This is a genomic window from Nonomuraea sp. NPDC049309 (genome assembly GCF_043196965.1).
Taxonomy (GTDB): Bacteria; Actinomycetota; Actinomycetes; order Streptosporangiales; family Streptosporangiaceae; genus Nonomuraea; species Nonomuraea fastidiosa.
In genome coordinates this window covers 390135-406844 of the sequence record NZ_JBICSH010000001.1, presented here as the reverse complement: position 1 = coordinate 406844, position 16710 = coordinate 390135, and the positions used below count along the sequence as shown (strand labels likewise).

Sequence of the window (16710 nt, the reverse complement as noted above, 5' to 3'; positions counted from 1 at the left end):
TTACGGGCGAGCGCCACGCTGGGCCGTCGTGACGACGATCTTGCCGAACTGCGTGTTCGACTCCATGTGCCGATGCGCCTGCACGATCCGCTCCAGCGGGAAGACCCGGTCCACGACCGGCCGGAACGCCCCGGCCCGCAGCCCCGAGGTGATGAACGCGACGGCGCGGCGCAGCCGTTCGGGGTCCTTGGCGATCTCGAGCATCGTGTACGTGCGCATGTTGAGCGCCGGCATGCCGAGGTCGAACCCCGGGTACGGGGTCGGCCGCCCGCTGAGCGCGCCCCACAGGAACAGCGTCCCGCCGGGCGCCACGGCCCGCGCCAGGTCCACGACGCCGGGGCCGGCGACTGCGTCGAAGACGTACTCGGCGCCCTTGCCGCCGGTCAGCTCCAGCACGCGCGCGGTCACGTCCTCCTCTTCGGAGACGATCACCTCGGCGGCGCCCTCCTCGGCGAGCTGCCGGGCCTTGGCGCGGGTGCGGGTGACGGCGAACGGCCGTGCGCCCAGCCGGTCCGCGGTGTGGATGGCGGCCAGGCCGACGCTGCTCGACGCCGCGTCGATCACCGCCACGTCCCCCGCTCTCATGCGGGCGACCTCGGCCATCGCGCCGTACGCGGTCAGGTACGGCATCCACACCGCGGCCCCGGAAACCGCGTCCACCGGCTCGGGGCGGGGCACGAGCGACGTGACGGGCACGATGGCCGCCTCGGCGTAGACGCCGTAGTCGTTCTGGGAGAAGTTCGGCACGACGCTGACCCGCTGCCCCGGCTCGAACCCGGTCACGTCCGGCCCGATCGCCTCGATCACGCCGGCGGCCTCGTTGCCGAGCCGGGCGGGGAACCGCTTGACCGGCTCGATGTAGTGGCCGCTGCGGAACAGCGCCTCGGCCCTGTTGACGCCGATCGCCTCAACGCGCAGGCGTACCTCGCCGGGGCCCGGCTCGCCCGGGTCCACATCCTCAAGCCGCATCACGTCGGGCCCGCCGAGCTCGTGAAAACGCACCGTCCGCGCCATGCCATCCCCCGTGTGTACGATCGCCATCGAACATTTGAGGCCGATCTTATCCCTAGGGATCCGCAACGTGCGACGCCGCCCCGCCCGTCCGGCCGGGTTCAGGACGGCCCGCGGCACGTCAGAGGGTTGCGCACCGCACCCGCGCCCGACGCCGGGTGCGCGGCGGGCCCCCGCGCCGCGCGTGACCGGCGCGCCGTCATGGACGGTTCCGCGACCGCCTCACCGGGGCGGCAGCAGGCAGAACTCGTTACCGTCGGGGTCGGCCATGACCACCCACGGGACATCGCCCTGGCCGATGTCGGCCCGCCGAGCCCCGAGGGAGAGCAGCCGTTCGGCCTCCGCCTCCAGGTCGCCGTCGGCGGCCAGGTCGAAGTGGAGGCGGTTCTTGCCCCGCTTGGGGGCGACGGGCGGGCCGCCCCAGGTGATCTTGGGGCCGCCGTGCGGGGAGCGGATCGCGGTCTCCTCGTTCTGGTCCCACACCAGCGGCCAGCCGAGCGCGGCGCTCCAGAAGTAGCCGACCTCCTGGGAGCCGTCGCAGGCGAGCGCGCCGATGAAGCCGCACTCGGCGAGGAACTCGTTGCCGGGTTCGATCACGCAGAACTCGTTGCCCTCGGGGTCGGCGAGCACCACGTGCTCCTCGTCGGGGCTCTGGCCGATGTCGATGTGCCGGCCGCCGAGCGCGAGTGCCCGGTCGACCGTGGCCCGCTGGTCGTCGAGCGAGCCGCTGGTCAGGTCGAAGTGCATCTGGTTCTGGCCGGTCTTGACCGCGTCGGCCGGCTGGAACCTGATGCGGAACCCGGTGTCGTCGGCGGGCAGCAGCGCGACGCCGCCGCGGGGGTCGCCGGTGCTCTCCCAGCGCAGCACGCCGGCCCAGAAACGGGCCAGGGCGGCGGGGTCGTGCGCGTCCCAGGTGAGTGCGACGAGCTGTGCCGTCATCGCGGCGGCTCCCCTCTGCAGGTATGTGATCTGCCAAGCGTGGAACATCGCAGGCACGCGTCCCGCCTGCGGAAAACCGGCGCAACCCTAGCCCGCGCCCCGCCCGCGCCGCCATCGATTAATCAGCGCGCGGCAGCGGCGGCCACACGGTGCCGGCGATCACGACGATCCGCTCGTCCGGCACCGGCCGCATCGTCATGAACATGTCGGAGCGCAGCAGGTCGAGCGGCAGGTCGACGACGCCGGGCGAGCCGAGACCGCGCTCGCCGCCGCGGAAGGCGCGGACGGCCTGCACGGTCAGGCGGCGCTGCAGGCGGCGCTGCAGGCGGCGCCGGTCCGCTGGTTCAGCCCGAGCCGAGCGACGCGGCCTGCGGCTGCCCGGCGAAGTCCAGCTCGGGCGGCGGCACCCGGAACAGCCGGGTCAGGTAGGCGAGATAGGCGAGGCCGGCGGCCAGCCAGACCAGCCCGAGCGTGATGGCGTGGCCGTCGAGCCGCGTCAGCAGGTACAGGTCGATGGCCGCGCCGACCGCCGGAGCCACGAGGTACGCGAGCACGCCCGGCCGCCGCCCGGCCCGGCGCTCGCGGACGAACAGGGCGATCACCGAGACGTTCACGAAGACGAACGCGGTGAAGGCGCCGAAGTTGATGAACGACGTCGAGGTGGCCACGTCCATCCGCACCGCGATCAGCCCGACCAGGCCGGTGAGCACGATGGAGAAGACCGGGGTGCGCAGGCGCGGGTGCAGGTAGCCGAAGACGCGCCGGGGCAGCACGGCGTCACGGCCCATCGCGTACAGCAGGCGGGTGGTGCTGGCCTGCGCGGCGAGCCCCGAGGTGAACTGGGCGACGACCAGCCCGGCCAGGAAGAACGCCCCGAACAGGCTGCCGCCGATGGTCCGCGCGATCTCCGAGGCCGCCGCCGAGGAGTCGGCGAACGTGCCGCCGGGGTGGACGAGCTGGGTGACGTACGCGACGGCGACGAAGATGCCGCCGCCGATGAGCGCGACCAGCAGGATCGCGCGCGGGATGGTGCGGCGCGGCTCCACGGTCTCCTCGGTGAGCGTGGTGACGGCGTCGAAGCCGAGGAACGAGTAGGCGGCGATGGCCGCGCCCGCCGCGACCGTGGTCAGGCTCGCGTTCTCGCCGGTGAACGGTGTCAGGCTGAACAGCGACGCCGGCCCGTGCCCGGCGACCAGGTGACCCGCGGCCAGCAGCACGAAGAAGACCAGCACGAGGATCTGGAAGACCATGAGCAGCGAGTTGGCCCGGTCGGCGACCTTGATGCCGGCGAGGTTGAGCCCGGTGGTGAGCACGATGAACGCGACGATCCACACCGGCGTCGGCACCGCCGGGAACTGCTCGGCCAGGTAGGAGCCGCCGATCAGCCAGATGACCATGGGCAGGAAGAAGTAGTCGAGCAGCACGGCCCAGCCGACGAGGAACCCGGCGCGGGAGTCGATCGTGCGGCGGACGTAGGTGTAGGCCGAGCCCGCGACGGGGTAGGCGGCGGCCATGCGGCCGTAGCTGAGCGCGGTGAACAGCATCGCGACCAGCGCCAGCGCGTACGCCGACGGCGCCGCGCCCGAGGTGGTCTCGGCGACGACGCCGAAGATGCCGAGCACGATGAGCGGCGTCAGGTACGCCAGCCCGAACAGCACGACGGAGCGCAGGCCGAGCGTGCGCCGGAGCGTGGGGTGAGAGGTGGATGGCATGGTCACTCCGGGGGTGTGCCGGCCGGCCTCCACCGGCCGGGGTCGATGCGGCCCTGGTAGAGGGGCAGCTCCAGGGGCGGGTCGGCGTCGGTGAACTGGGACCAGACGCGGTTGAGCCCGGCGGTGCCGTGGCGGCGGACGCGGGTGACGTCGTCCAGGTCGAGCACGTCGGTCAGCACGGTGGCCGCCTCCCCCGCCTCGACGCGGACGCGGCCCTCGGGGTCGGCGATCAGGCTGCGGCCCGTGCCCATGGGGGCGGCGGCGTTGACCGAGGCCACGAAGACCTGGTTGACGATGGCGTTGGCGCGGGCCAGCACCAGCTCCTGCGCCCGGTCGGCGGTGGCGGTCAGCACCGGGTTGACGATCACCTCGGCGCCCATCCAGGCCAGGTGCCTGGCCACCTCGGGGAACCAGGCGTCGTAGCAGATGGCCAGGCCGATGCGGCCGGTGCCGGGCAGGTCGCAGACCACGAACCGGTCACCCGGCCGGTACGGCTCGTACGGCCGCCAGGGGAAGACCTTGCGGTAGAAGGCCGCGAGGCCGCCGTCGGGGGCGAGCACCAGCGCGGTGTTGTGCAGCGCGCCGCCCTCGCCCCGCTCGCAGATCGTGCCGGGCAGCAGCCAGACGCCGAGATCGCCGGCGAGTTCGGCCAGCTCCCTGACCAAGGGGCCGTCGAGCGGCTGCGCGGCGGCGGCCAGCTCGGCGTCCCGCTCCGCGGGACGTACCCGGCTGCCGAACAGGTGCAGCTCGGGAAATATCACCATCCGCGTGCCGGGGAAGCTCGCCAGCACGTCCTCCACATGCCCGGCGAACCGGGACACGGGAGCGCCGACGGGCAGCGGCTCGCTCTGCGCGAGCGCGACCGGGAGTGGCCTGGGCATCGTCCACCTGCCTTCTGACCAGCACGTACGCTGGCGATGCCCAAAAATAGCTCATATTGAGCTTTTTTAGCAACGTTACGGTGGTGGCCATGGACGCCCTGGACGCGCTCAACTCGGAGGCCCTGGAGGGGCTGCGGCGGCTCAGCGCGCTCGACACCGTGCGCGCCCGCATCGCCCTGGCCGTCGATCTGGGCCTGCTCAAGCCCGGCGAGCGCCTGCCCCCCACCGCCGACGTCGCCCGCGCGCTCGACGTCGGGGAGATCACCGTGCGGCGCGCGCTCACCGCCCTGTGCGAGGAGGGCGTCCTGGTACGCCGCAGGGGCCGCTCGGGCGGCACGATGGTGGCCGACGAGCCGGCGATCGGGAAGGTGGCCGAGACCGAGGCGTACCGGACGGCCGCCGCCGAGGTGCACCGGCTCATCGACCAGCGGCTGCTGCTGGAGTGCGGGCTCGCCCACCTGGCGGCCACCGCCGTCACCGCCGAGCGGCTGGCCGAGCTGAAGACCCTGGTCGCCGAGATGGACCGGGCCTCGGGCTGGGCCGACTTCCACACCGGCGACGAACGCTTCCACCTGACGCTCGCGGCGGCCTCGGGCGTGGAGTCGGCGGTCGCCCACTACGCGCCGGTGCTGCGCCGCCTCTACCGCTACTACCTGCCCTACCCCCTCGACTACCTGCGCGAGTCGAACCGGGAGCACGCCGCGCTGGTGGCGGCGCTGGAGCAGGGCGACGCGGTGGAGGCGGTACGCGTGGCCCGGGCCCACGTGGAGGTGCTGCACCGCACGATGTTCGTGGGCCTGATCCGCTGACCGCCGCCGGCGGAATCTCCGCGGCGGGTGCGCGGACCCGGCCGCTCAGCCTGCTGACCGCCCGTCTCAGCGGCGGGGTGCGCGGACCTCGACGCGCAGGATGCGGTCGTCGCCGGGGCGCGGGTCCGTGCCGCCCCAAGTGGCGCGGTCGGTGTTGGAGGTGACCAGCCACAGCGAGCCGTCGGGGGCGACCTCGACGGTACGGATGCGGCCGTACGTGCCGTGGAAGTGGGCGATGGGGTCACCGGTGGCGGCACCGCCCGCGACGGGGAGCTGCCAGAGCCGCTGCCCGCCGAGCGCCCCGATCCACAGTGAGCCGGCGGCGTAGGCGACGCCGGAGGGGCTGGCGTCGTCGGGGTGCAGGGTGGCGATCGGCGGCACGCCGGTGGAGCCGCTGGTGCCCTCGGTCTCCGGCCAGCCGTAGCCGGCGCCCGCGCGCAGCACGTTCACCTCGTCCCACGTGCGGTGACCCAGCTCGGAGGCGTACGCGGTGCCGTCGAGGCCGAACGCGATGCCCTGCACGTTGCGGTGTCCGCTGGAGTAGATGGGCGAGTCGCCGGGGTTGTCCTCCGGGATGGACCCGTCGAGCGCGATGCGCAGGATCTTGCCGTTCAGCGAGTGGGGGTGGCGGCGATGCCGGCGGGCGCCGCCGAGCAGGCGCCCGCCGTCACGACCGCCGGCAGAGCCACCGACAGAGCCACCGACAGGACCACCGACAGAGCCGCCGACAGGGCCGCCGACAGGGCCGCCGTCGCGGCCCGGGCACTCATCGCTTGAGCTCCAGCGTCTCGGCGTACCCGAGCCGGCGCACGAACGCCTCCCTGGTCAGGTCACTGAAGGCCATGACGTGCTCCACTCCCGCCCGGGCGGCGTCCACCACCGAGCGGAACGGCCGCGTGCCGGCCGGCAGGGCGAGGATGCGGCGGATCTCGTCGGCCACGTCCTGCGGGTCGGCGGTCGTGCCCGGCTCGAAGAGCTGCTCGTGCGCCTCGTGGGTCCGCTCGACCAGCGGGTCCAGCTCGGCGTACTGGGCGGTCACGTGGACGTCGCTCGCCCGGGAGGCGTTGGCGAAGTGGCCGGTGCCCTGGGTGATCGGGCCGGGCATCACGATCGAGGTCTCGATGCCGAACTGCGACACCTCGTACGAGGTCACCACGGCCAGCGCGTCGAAGGCCGCCTTGGAGGCGACGTACGGGCCGAGGAACGGCGGAGTGGTGACCAGGCTGGTGCTGCCGACGTACACGAGCGTGCCGGAACGGCGCTCGCGCATGTGGGGCAGCACGGCGCGGTTGACCCGGTGCGCTCCGATCGCGTTGACGTCGAACAGGCTCGCCACGTCGTCGTCGGTGAACGCCTCGACGTAGCCGATGAACAGGTGGCCGGCGTTGTGCACGACGACGTCCAGCCCGCCCGTCTCGTCCAGCACCGTGCGGACGGCGGCGTCGGCGGACTCCTGCGAGGTGACGTCGAGCGCGACCACCCGCAGGTCGTGGCCCCGTTCCTTGGCCAGTCCGGCCAGCTCGGCGGCCCGTGCGGCGTCGCGGCCCTCGGGGTCGCGCATGGTGGCGTAGACGGTGTGGCCGGCCTCGGCGAGCGTCTCGGCGGTGCGGCGGCCGATGCCGGTGGACGATCCGGTGATGAGAACGACGGACATGTTCCCTTGGCTCCTTTCAGGGCGCGGCCGGCTCAGGCGGCGCCGCCGTTGACGAAGATGACCTGGCCGTTCACCCAGCGGCCCGGCCCGGCGAGGAAGGCGATGGCCTCGGCGATGTCGGCGGGCTCGCCGAGGCGGCCCATGGGGTTGAGCGAGGCAATGCGGTCGATGGTCTCCTGGCTCTTGCCGGCGAAGAACAGCGGCGTGGCGGTGGGCCCGGGCGCGACCGCGTTGACGGTGATGTCGCGTCCGCGCAGCTCGCGGGCGAGGATGAGCGTCATCGCCTCCACGGCGCCCTTGGACGCGGCGTACGCGCCGTACGTCGGGGTCTGCAGCCGGGTGAGCGAGGAGGACAGGTTGATGATCGCGCCGCCGGCGCGCAGGCGGCGGGCGGCGAGCCGGTCCACCACGAACGTGCCGCGCACGTTGACGCGCTGGATGAGGTCGAAGGTGCCGAGGTCGGTGTCGACGATGGGCGCGGTCGGCATGATGCCGGCGCTGTGGATCACGACGTCGAGCCCGCCGAACTCATGTTCGGCGAGGTCGAACACCTCGGTCATGGCCTGCTCGTCGGCCACGTCGCCGGCCGCGATGACGGCCTTGCCGCCGGCGTCCCTGACGGCCTGCGCGACCTCCTCGGCGCGCTCCTTGCCGCCGGCGTAGTGGACGACGATCGCGTAGCCCTCCCGGGCCAGGCGCTCGGCGGCGGCCCTGCCGATGCCGCCGGAAGCGCCGGTGATCAGGGCGATGCGCGGGGTGTTGCCAGACATGGTGGATGCCCTCCCGTAAGATATGAACTATTCGTTCATTTCTAACCCTACACAGGATATGAACATTCCGTCCATATGAGAGGTGCCGGATGTCCGAGACCACAGCCGTACGACGGGGCCGGGGCCGCCGGCCCGCCGCCGAGGTGCGCGCCGGCGCGCTGGAGGCCGCCGGGCGCATCCTGCTGCGCGACGGCATGCCGGCCGTCACGTTCGAGCGGGTCGCGGCCGAGGCCGGATGCAGCAAGACGACCCTCTACAAGTGGTGGCCGTCGCCCGGGGCACTGGCCGCCGAGGCGTACTTCAGCCGGAGCAGGGAGCTGCTCGAGTTCCCCGACACCGGCGACATCCGCGCCGACCTGATCACGCAGCTGGAGGCGTTCATCCGGTTGCTGAAGGAGTCCGGCGCGCAGGCGCCCGTCTCGCAGCTCGTCGGGGCCGCCCAGCTCGACCCCGACCTCGCCACCGCCTGGTCGCAGAGCTACGCCATCCCGCGCCGCGACCTCGCCGTCGAGCGGCTGCGCATCGCCCAGCGCCAGGGACAGCTCCGCGAGGACGCCGACCTGCACGTCATCGTCGACCAGCTCTGGGGCGCCTGCTACCACCGGCTGCTGGTGCTCAAGGTCGACTTCGACACCTCGCTCGCCGAGCGGCTCGTGGATCAGGCACTGTACGGGGCGGCGCCGCGCGAGGCGTAGCAGGCCGGCCATCGCGACACGCGGAAGGGCCGCCCGCGCGGATGGCGGGCGGCCCTCGGGGACCGGCCTCCGGAGACCGCTGTCAGCGGCTGTACGGGGCGATGGTGATCTTGTCGATGACGGGCGCGTACTGCGAGCGCAGCAGGATGCCCGGCCAGGTGTCGGAGGCGTAGCCGTCGCCGTCGAAGTTCGGCAGCTCCTCGCTGGCGAACGCGATCGTGTTGTCCCCCTTCTGCAGCCGCACCGGGACGGTCAGCTCCCAGAAGTTGTTCTCGTGGAAGGTGTGCGGGAACGACACGCGCTGCGGCTCGCCGCCGTTGACCGTGATGTCGGCGTGCCGGGCGAGCGGGTCGGGGTTGTAGTGGGTGGCGGGCGACTGCTCGGGGTTGGAGTAGCGCACCCGCATCGCGTACGTGCCGGCGGCGTCGGCGCGCACGGTGAAGGTGAGCGTGTTGCCGTTGCCCGGAGGCCCGCCGACGCCGGTGACGGCGGCCCCGCCGTCGGCCCTGCTGAGCGCGGCGACCTCGGCGGTGCCGGCCCGCTGCGCCGACTCGGCCTGATAGTCGGTCCCGGGCAGCGCCTCGGCGTCCGGCCGCACGTCGAGCCGGTCGATGACCGCCTTGCCCGAGCGCCCGGTGACGGTGACCTTGTTGACGCCGCCCGACAGCGACACCGTGGCGGCGGCGTGCCCGTGCGTGGCGTTGCCGAGCACCTCGATGCCGTTGACGGCCACCTTCGCGGCGCCGGAGAGCAGCTTGAGGTCCAGCACGGAGGCGGCGTCGCGGGCCGAGTACACCCAGAACGTCGCGGTGTCGCCGCGCCCGAGCTCCGCGCCGCCCGAGCCGGAGATCGTGCCGCCCTTGACGTCGTACACGGTGCGCCCGCCGGTCAGCTCCGCCAGCTCCGCCTCGTAGATCGAGGTGGCCGCCGCCGGGTTCGGCAGCCGCAGCACGATCCGGTCCACGATGGCGTCGCCCTTGGTGGCCCGCTCGCCGTCGAGGCTGCGCGCGGCCAGCGAGATGACGTGCCGGCCCTCGGTGAGCCGCACCTTCGTGTCGGCGTGGTCCCAGACCACCCACTTGTAGCCGAGCGGCAGGAACAGCTCCTGCTCCGCGCCCCCGTCCACGCGGACGAAGACGTTCGTCGGGCCCTGCTCGCGCACCGCGTCGTAGGTGTTGAGCGAGTTGGCGAAGACGCTCAGATCGTACTCCCCGGTCTCGGGCACCTCGACGGTGAAGTCGAGCACGACGTCGGAGCCGGTGCGCAGCCCGCCGACGTCGTAGCCGCCGGAGGTGTAGAACTTCGACACGTCCGACGGCGAGCCCTCGGGGCCGTTGCGGCTGTAGCCGGTGCCGCTGTGGGCGGCGTCCTCGGCCTCGTACGAGCCCTCCCACAGATGCGGGGCGGGCGCGGTGGCCGTGCCGGTCCCGGCCGGGGAGAGCACGATCTCGTACGCCGACGACTCGGTCAGCTTCGGCAGGTCACCGGCACCGAAGTCGAGCACCACGGCGCCATCGGAGACGGGCAGGTCGCGCTCGGCGACGACGCGCGGCTGCGGCGAGTCGCCGATCTGCCCGGTCCACGGGATCTCCCTGATCCAGGCGTGGACCTTGCCGCCGAACACCGTGCGCGGCACGTTCTCGAAGCGGATGTGACCGGCGCTGCTCGCGCCGCCGATGATCGCGCGGGCCTGCCGCTTGTCCTCGTCCAGCGTCGCCACGCCCTGCAGCGTGTAGTTCTGGCCGGGGTAGGGCGGGGTGACGGCCACGGTGTGCCCGCTCATCTGCCCGTAGGCGTGCAGCAGCCACCACTGGCCGTTGCCGCGGTTGGACTGCACGGCCGAGTCGCTGAGGTTGCCGTCGATGTTCCAGTACGCGATGTCGGCGTCCACCTTCGACTCCTCGAAGGCGGAGATCCACTGGATCATCTGGCCGGGCACCGAGGTGTGGTAGTTGAAGGCGTACTCGTTGATGTTGATGGGCAGTCGCCTGCCCTCGTGCTCCGTGCCCTCGAAGACCTCGGCCTCCATCGCGCGGTAGCGCTTGACGCTCTCGCGCACCTGCTCGGGGTGGCTGAGCTCGTGCCAGGTCATGACGTCGGGCACGGTGCCCGCCTCGACGGTGTGCTCGAGGAAGCCCTTGACCTGGGGGTAGAGCACGCTGGTGTTGGGTCCCGCGATGCGGGCCGAGGGCAGCTTGCCCTTGATGAGCCGGTAGAAGTCGTCCCACGCCCGGAAGTAGTCGGTGGGGTCGCTGAGCCAGCTCACGCCGTTGTAGCTCCACTCGCCGGTGCCGAACATGTTGCCCTCGGGCTCGTTGAACGGCACGAACACGATGTGCTCGCGGTACTTCGGCTCCAGCTTCAGCACCTGATCCACCTGCTTTGCGATCTTCTCCCGATAGGTGGCGAGTTTCTCCTCGGGGGTGTCGCCCGGCCACTGGTAGGGGAAGCCCCGGTGGATGTCGGTCATGTAGATGTACACGTCGCCGCCGGTGCTGTCGGCGAGCGGCTTGACCACCTCCAGCGCGTCGGCGCCGGGGTGCTGCGGGCCGTCCTGCGCCTTGGTGGAGACCGTGCGCAGCTTCATGCCCTCGATGAGGTTGTTGGTCGGCACCCCGGGGCCGTAGAGGCCGTAGAGCGTGCCGGACGCGCCGCCGTGGAAGGCGCCGGTGTCCTCGGCCAGGTCGATGATCATCTGGCCCTCGCGGACCACGGTCACCGTGGCGGTGACGGGCCGCCCCGCCGCGGTGCCCTTGACGGTGAACGTGCCGGCGGCGGCGTAGTCGCCGGGATCGACGGGGTCCCAGGTGATCGGGACGTCGCGGTCGTAGCCGTCGGAGAAGGCGGCGCGGACCGCGGGCGGCAGGTCCGGCGCGGTGCCGATGACCGTGCGCACCTCGAAGGAGTCCCGGCTCAGCTCGCCCGGCTCGGGCGCGGGGCCCGCCAGCTCGGCGACCTGCTCGGCGGTGAGCGCCGCGCCGTAGATGCGGAAGTCGTCCACGGCGCCGTCGAACAGCGGGTCCTGGTAGAACGAGCGGCCGATGTACCCGGCGAAGGTGGTGGCGTCGTCCACGAGCTGATCAGCCGTGATCGTGGTGGGGGCGGAGGCGACGGCGGCGCCGTCGAGGTAGGTGGTGATGCGCTCGGCGGCCGTGTCGAGGGTGACGGTCAGCGTCTTCCAGGCGTTCGCGGGCAGCGGCGCGTAGCCGGTGACCTGCGCCTCCCCGCCGCCGCCCGAGGTGGTGATCGCCGTGCGCAGCCGGCCGTCCCCGTTGTACGGGGTGCTGAACAGGTAGCGGACGTTGTCCTTGCCGAGCGCGTAGATCCACTGCCAGGGGGCGGTGGTGCCGTCCCACTTGACGCGGGCGGACACGGTCAGGTCGGTCCTGCCCTTGATCGCTTGCAGGGGCAGCTTGACGTAGGCGCCGTCCGAGGTGGGCGCGCCGCCGGGCAGGCTGAGCGCGTGCCCGCCGGACGCGCCGTCCACCAGCTCGGCGGTGCCGGCGTTGACCAGCTCGCCGTCCAGGCCGTTGCCGGAGGAGTCGGTGACGGTGCCGGTGGAGACGTCGTCGGCGTCGAACTCGTAGACGAGCACGGGCTCCGGGACGGCGGCGTTCGAGGGGGTGGCGGTTAACGGCAGGGCGAGCGCGGCCGGGAGCAGCCCGGCGCACAACGCCCTGGTCAGGCGCGGGAATGGCATGCGTACGTCCCTGAGGATGTGAGCGCTAACAGAGCTGAGGGAGCTTGCGCGCAACGCGACCGCAGGGTTGCGGGTACGTTACGCAGCCTCGGCCGCGTCCGTCAACGGCCCAGCTCAGCGACCTCCCGGCCGAGCGGCCCATATTTCCGGCATGTCACGATTCGATATCGCCGCCCTGGCTTCTCCTTGACGGCCACTGTGCGGCAGAGCAACAGTCGGGTCACATCGTTCGAACCGGTTCGCCTCCCGAGGTGACCGCCGGGGGCCGCCGTCGCGGTATCCCCTGCCCTGTTCTCCCGGAGAAGGCGAGCCCGGAGCGACGATGCGAGGGAGCAGTGCAACGCGACCGTCGAACCGGTTCGATGAGCTGGAGGTGAGAGTGGCGACGATCGGAGACGTGGCCCGGGAGGCCGGGGTGAGCCGCAGCACGGCGTCGTACGCGCTGTCGGGCAAGCGGCCCATCTCGGAGGAGGTGCGCCGGCGCGTGCTGGCCGCCGCCGAGGCGCTGGCGTACACGCCGAACGCGGGCGCCCGCGCCCTCGCCACCGCCCAGACCAAGGTCCTCGGTCTGCTCGCCCAGTTCCACGAGGACGAGTTCGCGCCCGCGATGATGCAGTACATCCTGGGCGTCACCAACACCGCACGCGACCTGGGCTACGACACGCTGCTGGTCACCGAGGCCGACGGCGTGCGCGCGCTGCGGCGCATCACCGACTCGCGCATGGTCGACGGCGTCGTGCTGATGAACATCGCGCAGGACGACGCCCGCCTGCCCATCCTGCGCGCCGCGCCGCAGCCGGGCGCGCTGGTCGGGCTGCCCGGCGACTGCTCGGGGCTCGACGTGTTCGACCTGGACTTCGAGGAGGCCGGCCGGGTGATGGTGGAGCACCTGCACCGGCTCGGCCACCGCGAGCTGATCCTCGTCTCGCAGCCGGAGCACGTGGTGGAGCGGGGCGGCGCGTACGTGTGGCGCCTGCGCGACGCCGCGCTGGAGCGCGCCCGAGCGCTCGGCGTCACCCTGCACGCCGTCTACGGCGAGTCGCGGCAGCCCGCCGTGGGCCGCCTGCTGCACGACCTGCTCGACAGGTATCCGGCGGCGACGGGCCTGCTGATCAACAACGAGGCGGCCGCCGCGGCGCTGCCCTCGGTCACCTACGAGCGCGGGCTGCGGGTGCCCGGCGACCTGTCGGTCATCGGGCGCTACTCCGCCGAGTTCGCCGCGACCTTCTCGCTGCCCTACTCCTCCATCGAGAGCGCGCCCGACCGGCTCGGCGCCATGGCGGTGCGCCAGCTCGTGCGCCGCGTGGAGTCGGCGCAGGCCAGGCGGGAGCCGTTCGTGGTGCGCTTCATCTCGCCCGAGCTGGTCGACCGGGGCAGCACCGCTCCGCCGCGTACCCAGACCTCCTGACCGACCACGAGAGCCCCATCAGTCCGGCACGCTCGCATGTGAGCGTTAACATTGGAGGAATCGATGAACCGTCCGTCAGTGTCCGCCAGGGCGGCGGTCTTCGGCACCGCGGTCCTGGCGCTGTCCGCCCTCACCGCCTGCGCGTCCGCCCCGCAGGGCGGCTCCGGCTCGGCCACGGGGTCGGGCTCGGGCGGCGCGTACACGTGGTGGGACCCGTACCCGCAGCACGACAAGTCCTCCGCCTGGGCCGGACGGGTGAACGCCTGCGGCGAGAAGGCCGGCGTGACCATCGAGCGCACCGCCTACGACACGACCGCGCTGACCAACCAGGCCCTGCTCGCGGGCCAGGAAGGCAACGCGCCGGACGTGATCCTGCTCGACAACCCGGCCGTCTCGACGCTCGCCGACGCCGGGATGCTCACCACCATGGCCGACTTCGGCCTCGACACCTCGCGCTTCGACAAGAACCTCATCGCGGCCGGCGAGCTGGACGGCAAGACGTACGGCATCCCGATCGGCGCCAACACGCTCGCCCTCTACTACAACAAGAAGATCCTCGACGAGGCCGGCGTGGACCCTGACTCGATCAAGGACTGGGCCTCGCTGGACGCCGCGCTGAAGAAGGTGAAGGCGGCCGGCAAGAAGCCGATCACGTTCGCCGCCATCGGCACCGAGGAGGGCTCGTTCCAGTTCCTGCCGTGGTTCTGGGGCGCCGGCGCGCAGCTCACCGCGCTGGACTCGCCGCAGGCCGTCGAGGCGCTGGAGCTGTGGACGACGTGGGTCAAGGACGGCCTCGCTCCCAACTCGGTCCTCAGCAACTCCCAGAACACCACCTGGGAGGAGTTCCTGACCGGCGAGTTCGCCTTCGCCGAGAACGGCACCTGGCAGATCGACAGCGCCAAGAAGGCCGAGTTCCCGACCGGCGTCGTGCAGATCCCCGGCAAGGACGGCGGCGTCGCCCCCACCCCGACCGGCGGCGAGTTCATCACCGTCCCCGTGCAGAAGGACACCTCGCGCTACGAGGTCACCAAGAAGATCCTCGAGTGCATGACCACGCCCGAGGGGCTGGTGGAGACCGGTAAGACGTTCGCGTACTACATCCCCTCCACCGCCGAAGGGCAGCAGCAGATCCTCGACGCCGAGCCGAGCCTGAAGCCGTGGGTGGACGCGGTCCGCACCGCCAAGGGCCGCACCAGCGACAACCTCGGCACCGACTACCCGAAGATCTCCGAAGCGCTGTGGACCGGCGTGCAGAAGGCGCTGAGCGGCGCGGCGAGCCCAGCGGACGCGCTCAAGCAGGCGCAGGCCCAGGCGAAGCAGGCGACCGGCGGCTGAGCGGCTCATGATCTCGCAGTCGCACCCCCGGACGGGCGCCGTGCCCGGCACGGCGCACGCCGCCTCCCGCAGGCGGCGGACGGGGCGCTGGACGGCCGCCGCCTTCCTCGCCCCGCTCATCGTCTACCTGCTCGTCTTCTACGCCTATCCGCTCTACCGCAACATCGACCTCAGCCTGCACGACTACACGCCGCGGGCGTTCATCCAGGGCGATGCGGAGTTCACCGGCCTGGACAACTACCGCGCGATCCTGTCCGACGACACCTTCCTGCGGGCGCTGCGCAACACCGCCGTGTTCACGCTGGCCTCCATCGCCGCGCAGTACGCGATCGGCCTCGCCCTGGCGGTCTTCTTCCACCGCGACTTCCGCCTGTCGGGGGTGCTGCGGGCGCTGTTCCTGGTGCCGTGGCTGCTGCCGCTGATCGTCTCGGCCTCCACCTGGTCGTGGCTGCTCAACAGCGACAACGGCATCGTCAACGCGGCGCTGCAGGCGTTCGGCATCGGCCAGATCAACTGGCTGACCTCGCCGGACACCTCGCTGCTCGCCGTCACCATCGCCAACATCTGGCTCGGTGTGCCGTTCAACCTGGTGATCCTGTACGCCGGGCTGCAGAACATCCCCTCCGACCTGTACGAGGCCGCCGCGCTCGACGGGGCCGGGCCGTGGCAGCGCTTCACCCGCATCACGTTCCCGCTGCTGCGGCCGGTGTCGCTGATCACGCTGCTGCTCGGGCTGATCTACACGCTGAAGGTCGTCGACATCATCTGGATCATGACGCGGGGCGGACCGGCCGACGCCTCGACGACGCTGGCCATCTGGTCCTACCGGGAGGCGTTCGGCACCGGCCAGCCGGAGTTCTCGCCCGCGGCGGCCGTCGGCAACCTGCTCATCCTCATCGCGTTCGTCGCCGGGCTCGTGCACGTGCGCCTGCAGAGGGAGGAGACCGCGTGAAGACCCGACATGTGCAAGCCGGCAGGAGCGGCTGGAAGACCGCGCTGGGCGTGGTGCTGGCGGGCGTGATGCTCTTCCCCGTCTACTGGATGGTCAACGTCTCGCTCACCAAGACCCGCGACCTGCGCGCCGACCCGCCGCACTGGTTCCCGTGGAACCCCACCTTCGAGGGGTACGCCGACGCGCTCGGCCAGCAGCTTCCCGCGCTGGCGACGAGCCTGTTCATCGGCCTCGGCACGGTCGTCGTGACGCTGGTGGTGTCGCTGCCGGCCGGCTTCGCCCTCGCCAGGCTGCGGCCGCGCGGCACCCGCCTGCTCGACTTCCTGCTGCTGGCCGCACAGATGATCCCCGCCGTGGTGATGGCCATGGGCTTCTACGCCGTCTACCTGCGGCTGGGGCTGCTCAACACCGTCTGGGGCCTGATCGTGGCCGACTCGACGCTGGCCGTGCCGTTCGGGGTGCTGCTGTTCCGCGCGTTCATGGCGGGCATCCCCGCCGAGGTGCTGGCGGCGGCGCAGATCGACGGGGCCGGCACGTGGCGGGCGTTCCGCTCGATCGTACTGCCGCTCAGCCGCAACTCCGTGATCACCGTGTCGCTGTTCGCGTTCCTGTGGGCGTGGTCGGACTTCATCTTCGCCTCCACGCTCAACCGCAGCAGCGACGTCATCCCGGTCACGCTCGGCATCTTCCGCTACATCGGCAACAACACCACGCAATGGAACTCGATCATGGCGACCGCCGTGATCGCGTCGCTGCCCGCGGCGTTCCTGCTCGTCCTCGCCCAGCGCTACATCGCCGCCGGGGTCACCGCGGGCGCCGTCAAGGACTGACAGAAAGGCACACA

Annotated in this window: 16 protein-coding genes; 6 read left to right on the top strand and 10 right to left on the bottom strand. The window is 72.0% G+C overall.

The annotated features are described in order from the left end of the window. The 5 genes from ACGFIM_RS01880 to ACGFIM_RS01860 all read right to left on the bottom strand — a co-directional run bounded on the left by ACGFIM_RS01880 (position 1) and on the right by ACGFIM_RS01860 (position 4543). Positions 1 to 1002, bottom strand: a complete 1002-nt coding sequence (locus tag ACGFIM_RS01880; protein WP_393193034.1) for a zinc-dependent alcohol dehydrogenase family protein — start codon at positions 1000 to 1002, stop codon at positions 1 to 3. Positions 1003 to 1233: 231 nt separating this feature from the next. Beyond that, positions 1234 to 1950, bottom strand: coding sequence for a VOC family protein (locus tag ACGFIM_RS01875; protein ID WP_393193031.1), 717 nt, complete (start codon positions 1948 to 1950; stop codon positions 1234 to 1236). A gap of 118 nt (positions 1951 to 2068) precedes the next feature. Then, positions 2069 to 2245, bottom strand: a complete 177-nt coding sequence (locus tag ACGFIM_RS01870; protein WP_393193028.1) for a hypothetical protein — start codon at positions 2243 to 2245, stop codon at positions 2069 to 2071. 49 nt (positions 2246 to 2294) lie between these two features. After that, positions 2295 to 3662 (bottom strand): APC family permease, encoded by a 1368-nt coding sequence (locus ACGFIM_RS01865; RefSeq protein ID WP_393193025.1) that lies wholly within the window; start codon positions 3660 to 3662, stop codon positions 2295 to 2297. A 2-nt stretch (positions 3663 to 3664) separates the two neighbouring features. Further along, entirely contained in the window at positions 3665 to 4543 is an 879-nt protein-coding gene (locus ACGFIM_RS01860) for a carbon-nitrogen hydrolase family protein (protein WP_393193022.1), read from the bottom strand. 89 nt (positions 4544 to 4632) lie between these two features. Here ACGFIM_RS01860 and ACGFIM_RS01855 point away from each other — a divergent pair, with 89 nt between their 5' ends. Continuing rightward, on the top strand, positions 4633 to 5352 hold the full coding sequence (locus ACGFIM_RS01855) for a FadR/GntR family transcriptional regulator (RefSeq protein ID WP_393193019.1): 720 nt from the start codon (positions 4633 to 4635) through the stop codon (positions 5350 to 5352). Between the two features lie 66 nt (positions 5353 to 5418). Here ACGFIM_RS01855 and ACGFIM_RS01850 read toward each other — a convergent pair whose 3' ends face one another. The 4 genes from ACGFIM_RS01850 to ACGFIM_RS01835 are packed head-to-tail and all read right to left on the bottom strand — an operon-like array spanning position 5419 to position 7776. Further along, positions 5419 to 5928: a PQQ-dependent sugar dehydrogenase gene (locus ACGFIM_RS01850; RefSeq protein ID WP_393199577.1), complete on the bottom strand. Its 510-nt coding sequence runs from the start codon at positions 5926 to 5928 to the stop codon at positions 5419 to 5421. Positions 5929 to 5963: 35 nt separating this feature from the next. Next, positions 5964 to 6122 (bottom strand): hypothetical protein, encoded by a 159-nt coding sequence (locus ACGFIM_RS01845; RefSeq protein WP_393193016.1) that lies wholly within the window; start codon positions 6120 to 6122, stop codon positions 5964 to 5966. Continuing rightward, positions 6119 to 7006 (bottom strand): SDR family oxidoreductase, encoded by an 888-nt coding sequence (locus ACGFIM_RS01840; RefSeq protein WP_393193013.1) that lies wholly within the window; start codon positions 7004 to 7006, stop codon positions 6119 to 6121. Before ACGFIM_RS01840 ends, ACGFIM_RS01845 begins: the two co-directional genes overlap by 4 nt. 32 nt (positions 7007 to 7038) lie before the next feature. After that, the gene (locus tag ACGFIM_RS01835) at positions 7039 to 7776 is read right to left on the bottom strand and encodes an SDR family oxidoreductase (protein ID WP_393193010.1); all 738 of its coding nucleotides are present in this window, start codon (positions 7774 to 7776) and stop codon (positions 7039 to 7041) included. Positions 7777 to 7865: 89 nt separating this feature from the next. Here ACGFIM_RS01835 and ACGFIM_RS01830 point away from each other — a divergent pair, with 89 nt between their 5' ends. Beyond that, the gene (locus ACGFIM_RS01830) at positions 7866 to 8471 is read left to right on the top strand and encodes a TetR/AcrR family transcriptional regulator C-terminal ligand-binding domain-containing protein (RefSeq protein WP_393193007.1); all 606 of its coding nucleotides are present in this window, start codon (positions 7866 to 7868) and stop codon (positions 8469 to 8471) included. A gap of 82 nt (positions 8472 to 8553) precedes the next feature. On the opposite strand, the gene ACGFIM_RS01825 is transcribed toward ACGFIM_RS01830, so the two are convergent. Then, the gene (locus ACGFIM_RS01825; RefSeq protein ID WP_393193004.1) at positions 8554 to 12171 is read right to left on the bottom strand and encodes a LamG-like jellyroll fold domain-containing protein; all 3618 of its coding nucleotides are present in this window, start codon (positions 12169 to 12171) and stop codon (positions 8554 to 8556) included. A 379-nt stretch (positions 12172 to 12550) separates the two neighbouring features. On the opposite strand from ACGFIM_RS01825, the gene ACGFIM_RS01820 reads away from it, so the two are divergent. The 4 genes from ACGFIM_RS01820 (at position 12551) to ACGFIM_RS01805 (ending at position 16696) form a co-directional block, all read left to right on the top strand. Continuing rightward, the gene (locus ACGFIM_RS01820) at positions 12551 to 13579 is read left to right on the top strand and encodes a LacI family DNA-binding transcriptional regulator (RefSeq protein ID WP_393193001.1); all 1029 of its coding nucleotides are present in this window, start codon (positions 12551 to 12553) and stop codon (positions 13577 to 13579) included. Positions 13580 to 13642: 63 nt separating this feature from the next. Continuing rightward, positions 13643 to 14914 (top strand): extracellular solute-binding protein, encoded by a 1272-nt coding sequence (locus tag ACGFIM_RS01815; protein WP_393192998.1) that lies wholly within the window; start codon positions 13643 to 13645, stop codon positions 14912 to 14914. 7 nt (positions 14915 to 14921) lie between these two features. Continuing rightward, on the top strand, positions 14922 to 15866 hold the full coding sequence (locus ACGFIM_RS01810) for a carbohydrate ABC transporter permease (RefSeq protein WP_393192996.1): 945 nt from the start codon (positions 14922 to 14924) through the stop codon (positions 15864 to 15866). Beyond that, positions 15863 to 16696 (top strand): carbohydrate ABC transporter permease, encoded by an 834-nt coding sequence (locus ACGFIM_RS01805; RefSeq protein WP_393192992.1) that lies wholly within the window; start codon positions 15863 to 15865, stop codon positions 16694 to 16696. The genes ACGFIM_RS01810 and ACGFIM_RS01805 overlap by 4 nt, the downstream gene beginning before the upstream one ends. The last annotated feature ends 14 nt before the right edge of the window (positions 16697 to 16710 follow it).

Coding starts and splice junctions, on each gene's coding strand:
- ACGFIM_RS01845 (WP_393193016.1), bottom strand. CDS start 6,122: ATGAGTGCCCGGGCCGCGACGGCGGCCCTGTCGGCGGCCCTGTCGGCG.
- ACGFIM_RS01810 (WP_393192996.1), top strand. CDS start 14,922: ATGATCTCGCAGTCGCACCCCCGGACGGGCGCCGTGCCCGGCACGGCG.
- ACGFIM_RS01875 (WP_393193031.1), bottom strand. CDS start 1,950: ATGACGGCACAGCTCGTCGCACTCACCTGGGACGCGCACGACCCCGCC.
- ACGFIM_RS01830 (WP_393193007.1), top strand. CDS start 7,866: ATGTCCGAGACCACAGCCGTACGACGGGGCCGGGGCCGCCGGCCCGCC.
- ACGFIM_RS01865 (WP_393193025.1), bottom strand. CDS start 3,662: ATGCCATCCACCTCTCACCCCACGCTCCGGCGCACGCTCGGCCTGCGC.
- ACGFIM_RS01840 (WP_393193013.1), bottom strand. CDS start 7,006: ATGTCCGTCGTTCTCATCACCGGATCGTCCACCGGCATCGGCCGCCGC.
- ACGFIM_RS01855 (WP_393193019.1), top strand. CDS start 4,633: ATGGACGCCCTGGACGCGCTCAACTCGGAGGCCCTGGAGGGGCTGCGG.
- ACGFIM_RS01835 (WP_393193010.1), bottom strand. CDS start 7,776: ATGTCTGGCAACACCCCGCGCATCGCCCTGATCACCGGCGCTTCCGGC.
- ACGFIM_RS01825 (WP_393193004.1), bottom strand. CDS start 12,171: ATGCCATTCCCGCGCCTGACCAGGGCGTTGTGCGCCGGGCTGCTCCCG.
- ACGFIM_RS01815 (WP_393192998.1), top strand. CDS start 13,643: ATGAACCGTCCGTCAGTGTCCGCCAGGGCGGCGGTCTTCGGCACCGCG.
- ACGFIM_RS01860 (WP_393193022.1), bottom strand. CDS start 4,543: ATGCCCAGGCCACTCCCGGTCGCGCTCGCGCAGAGCGAGCCGCTGCCC.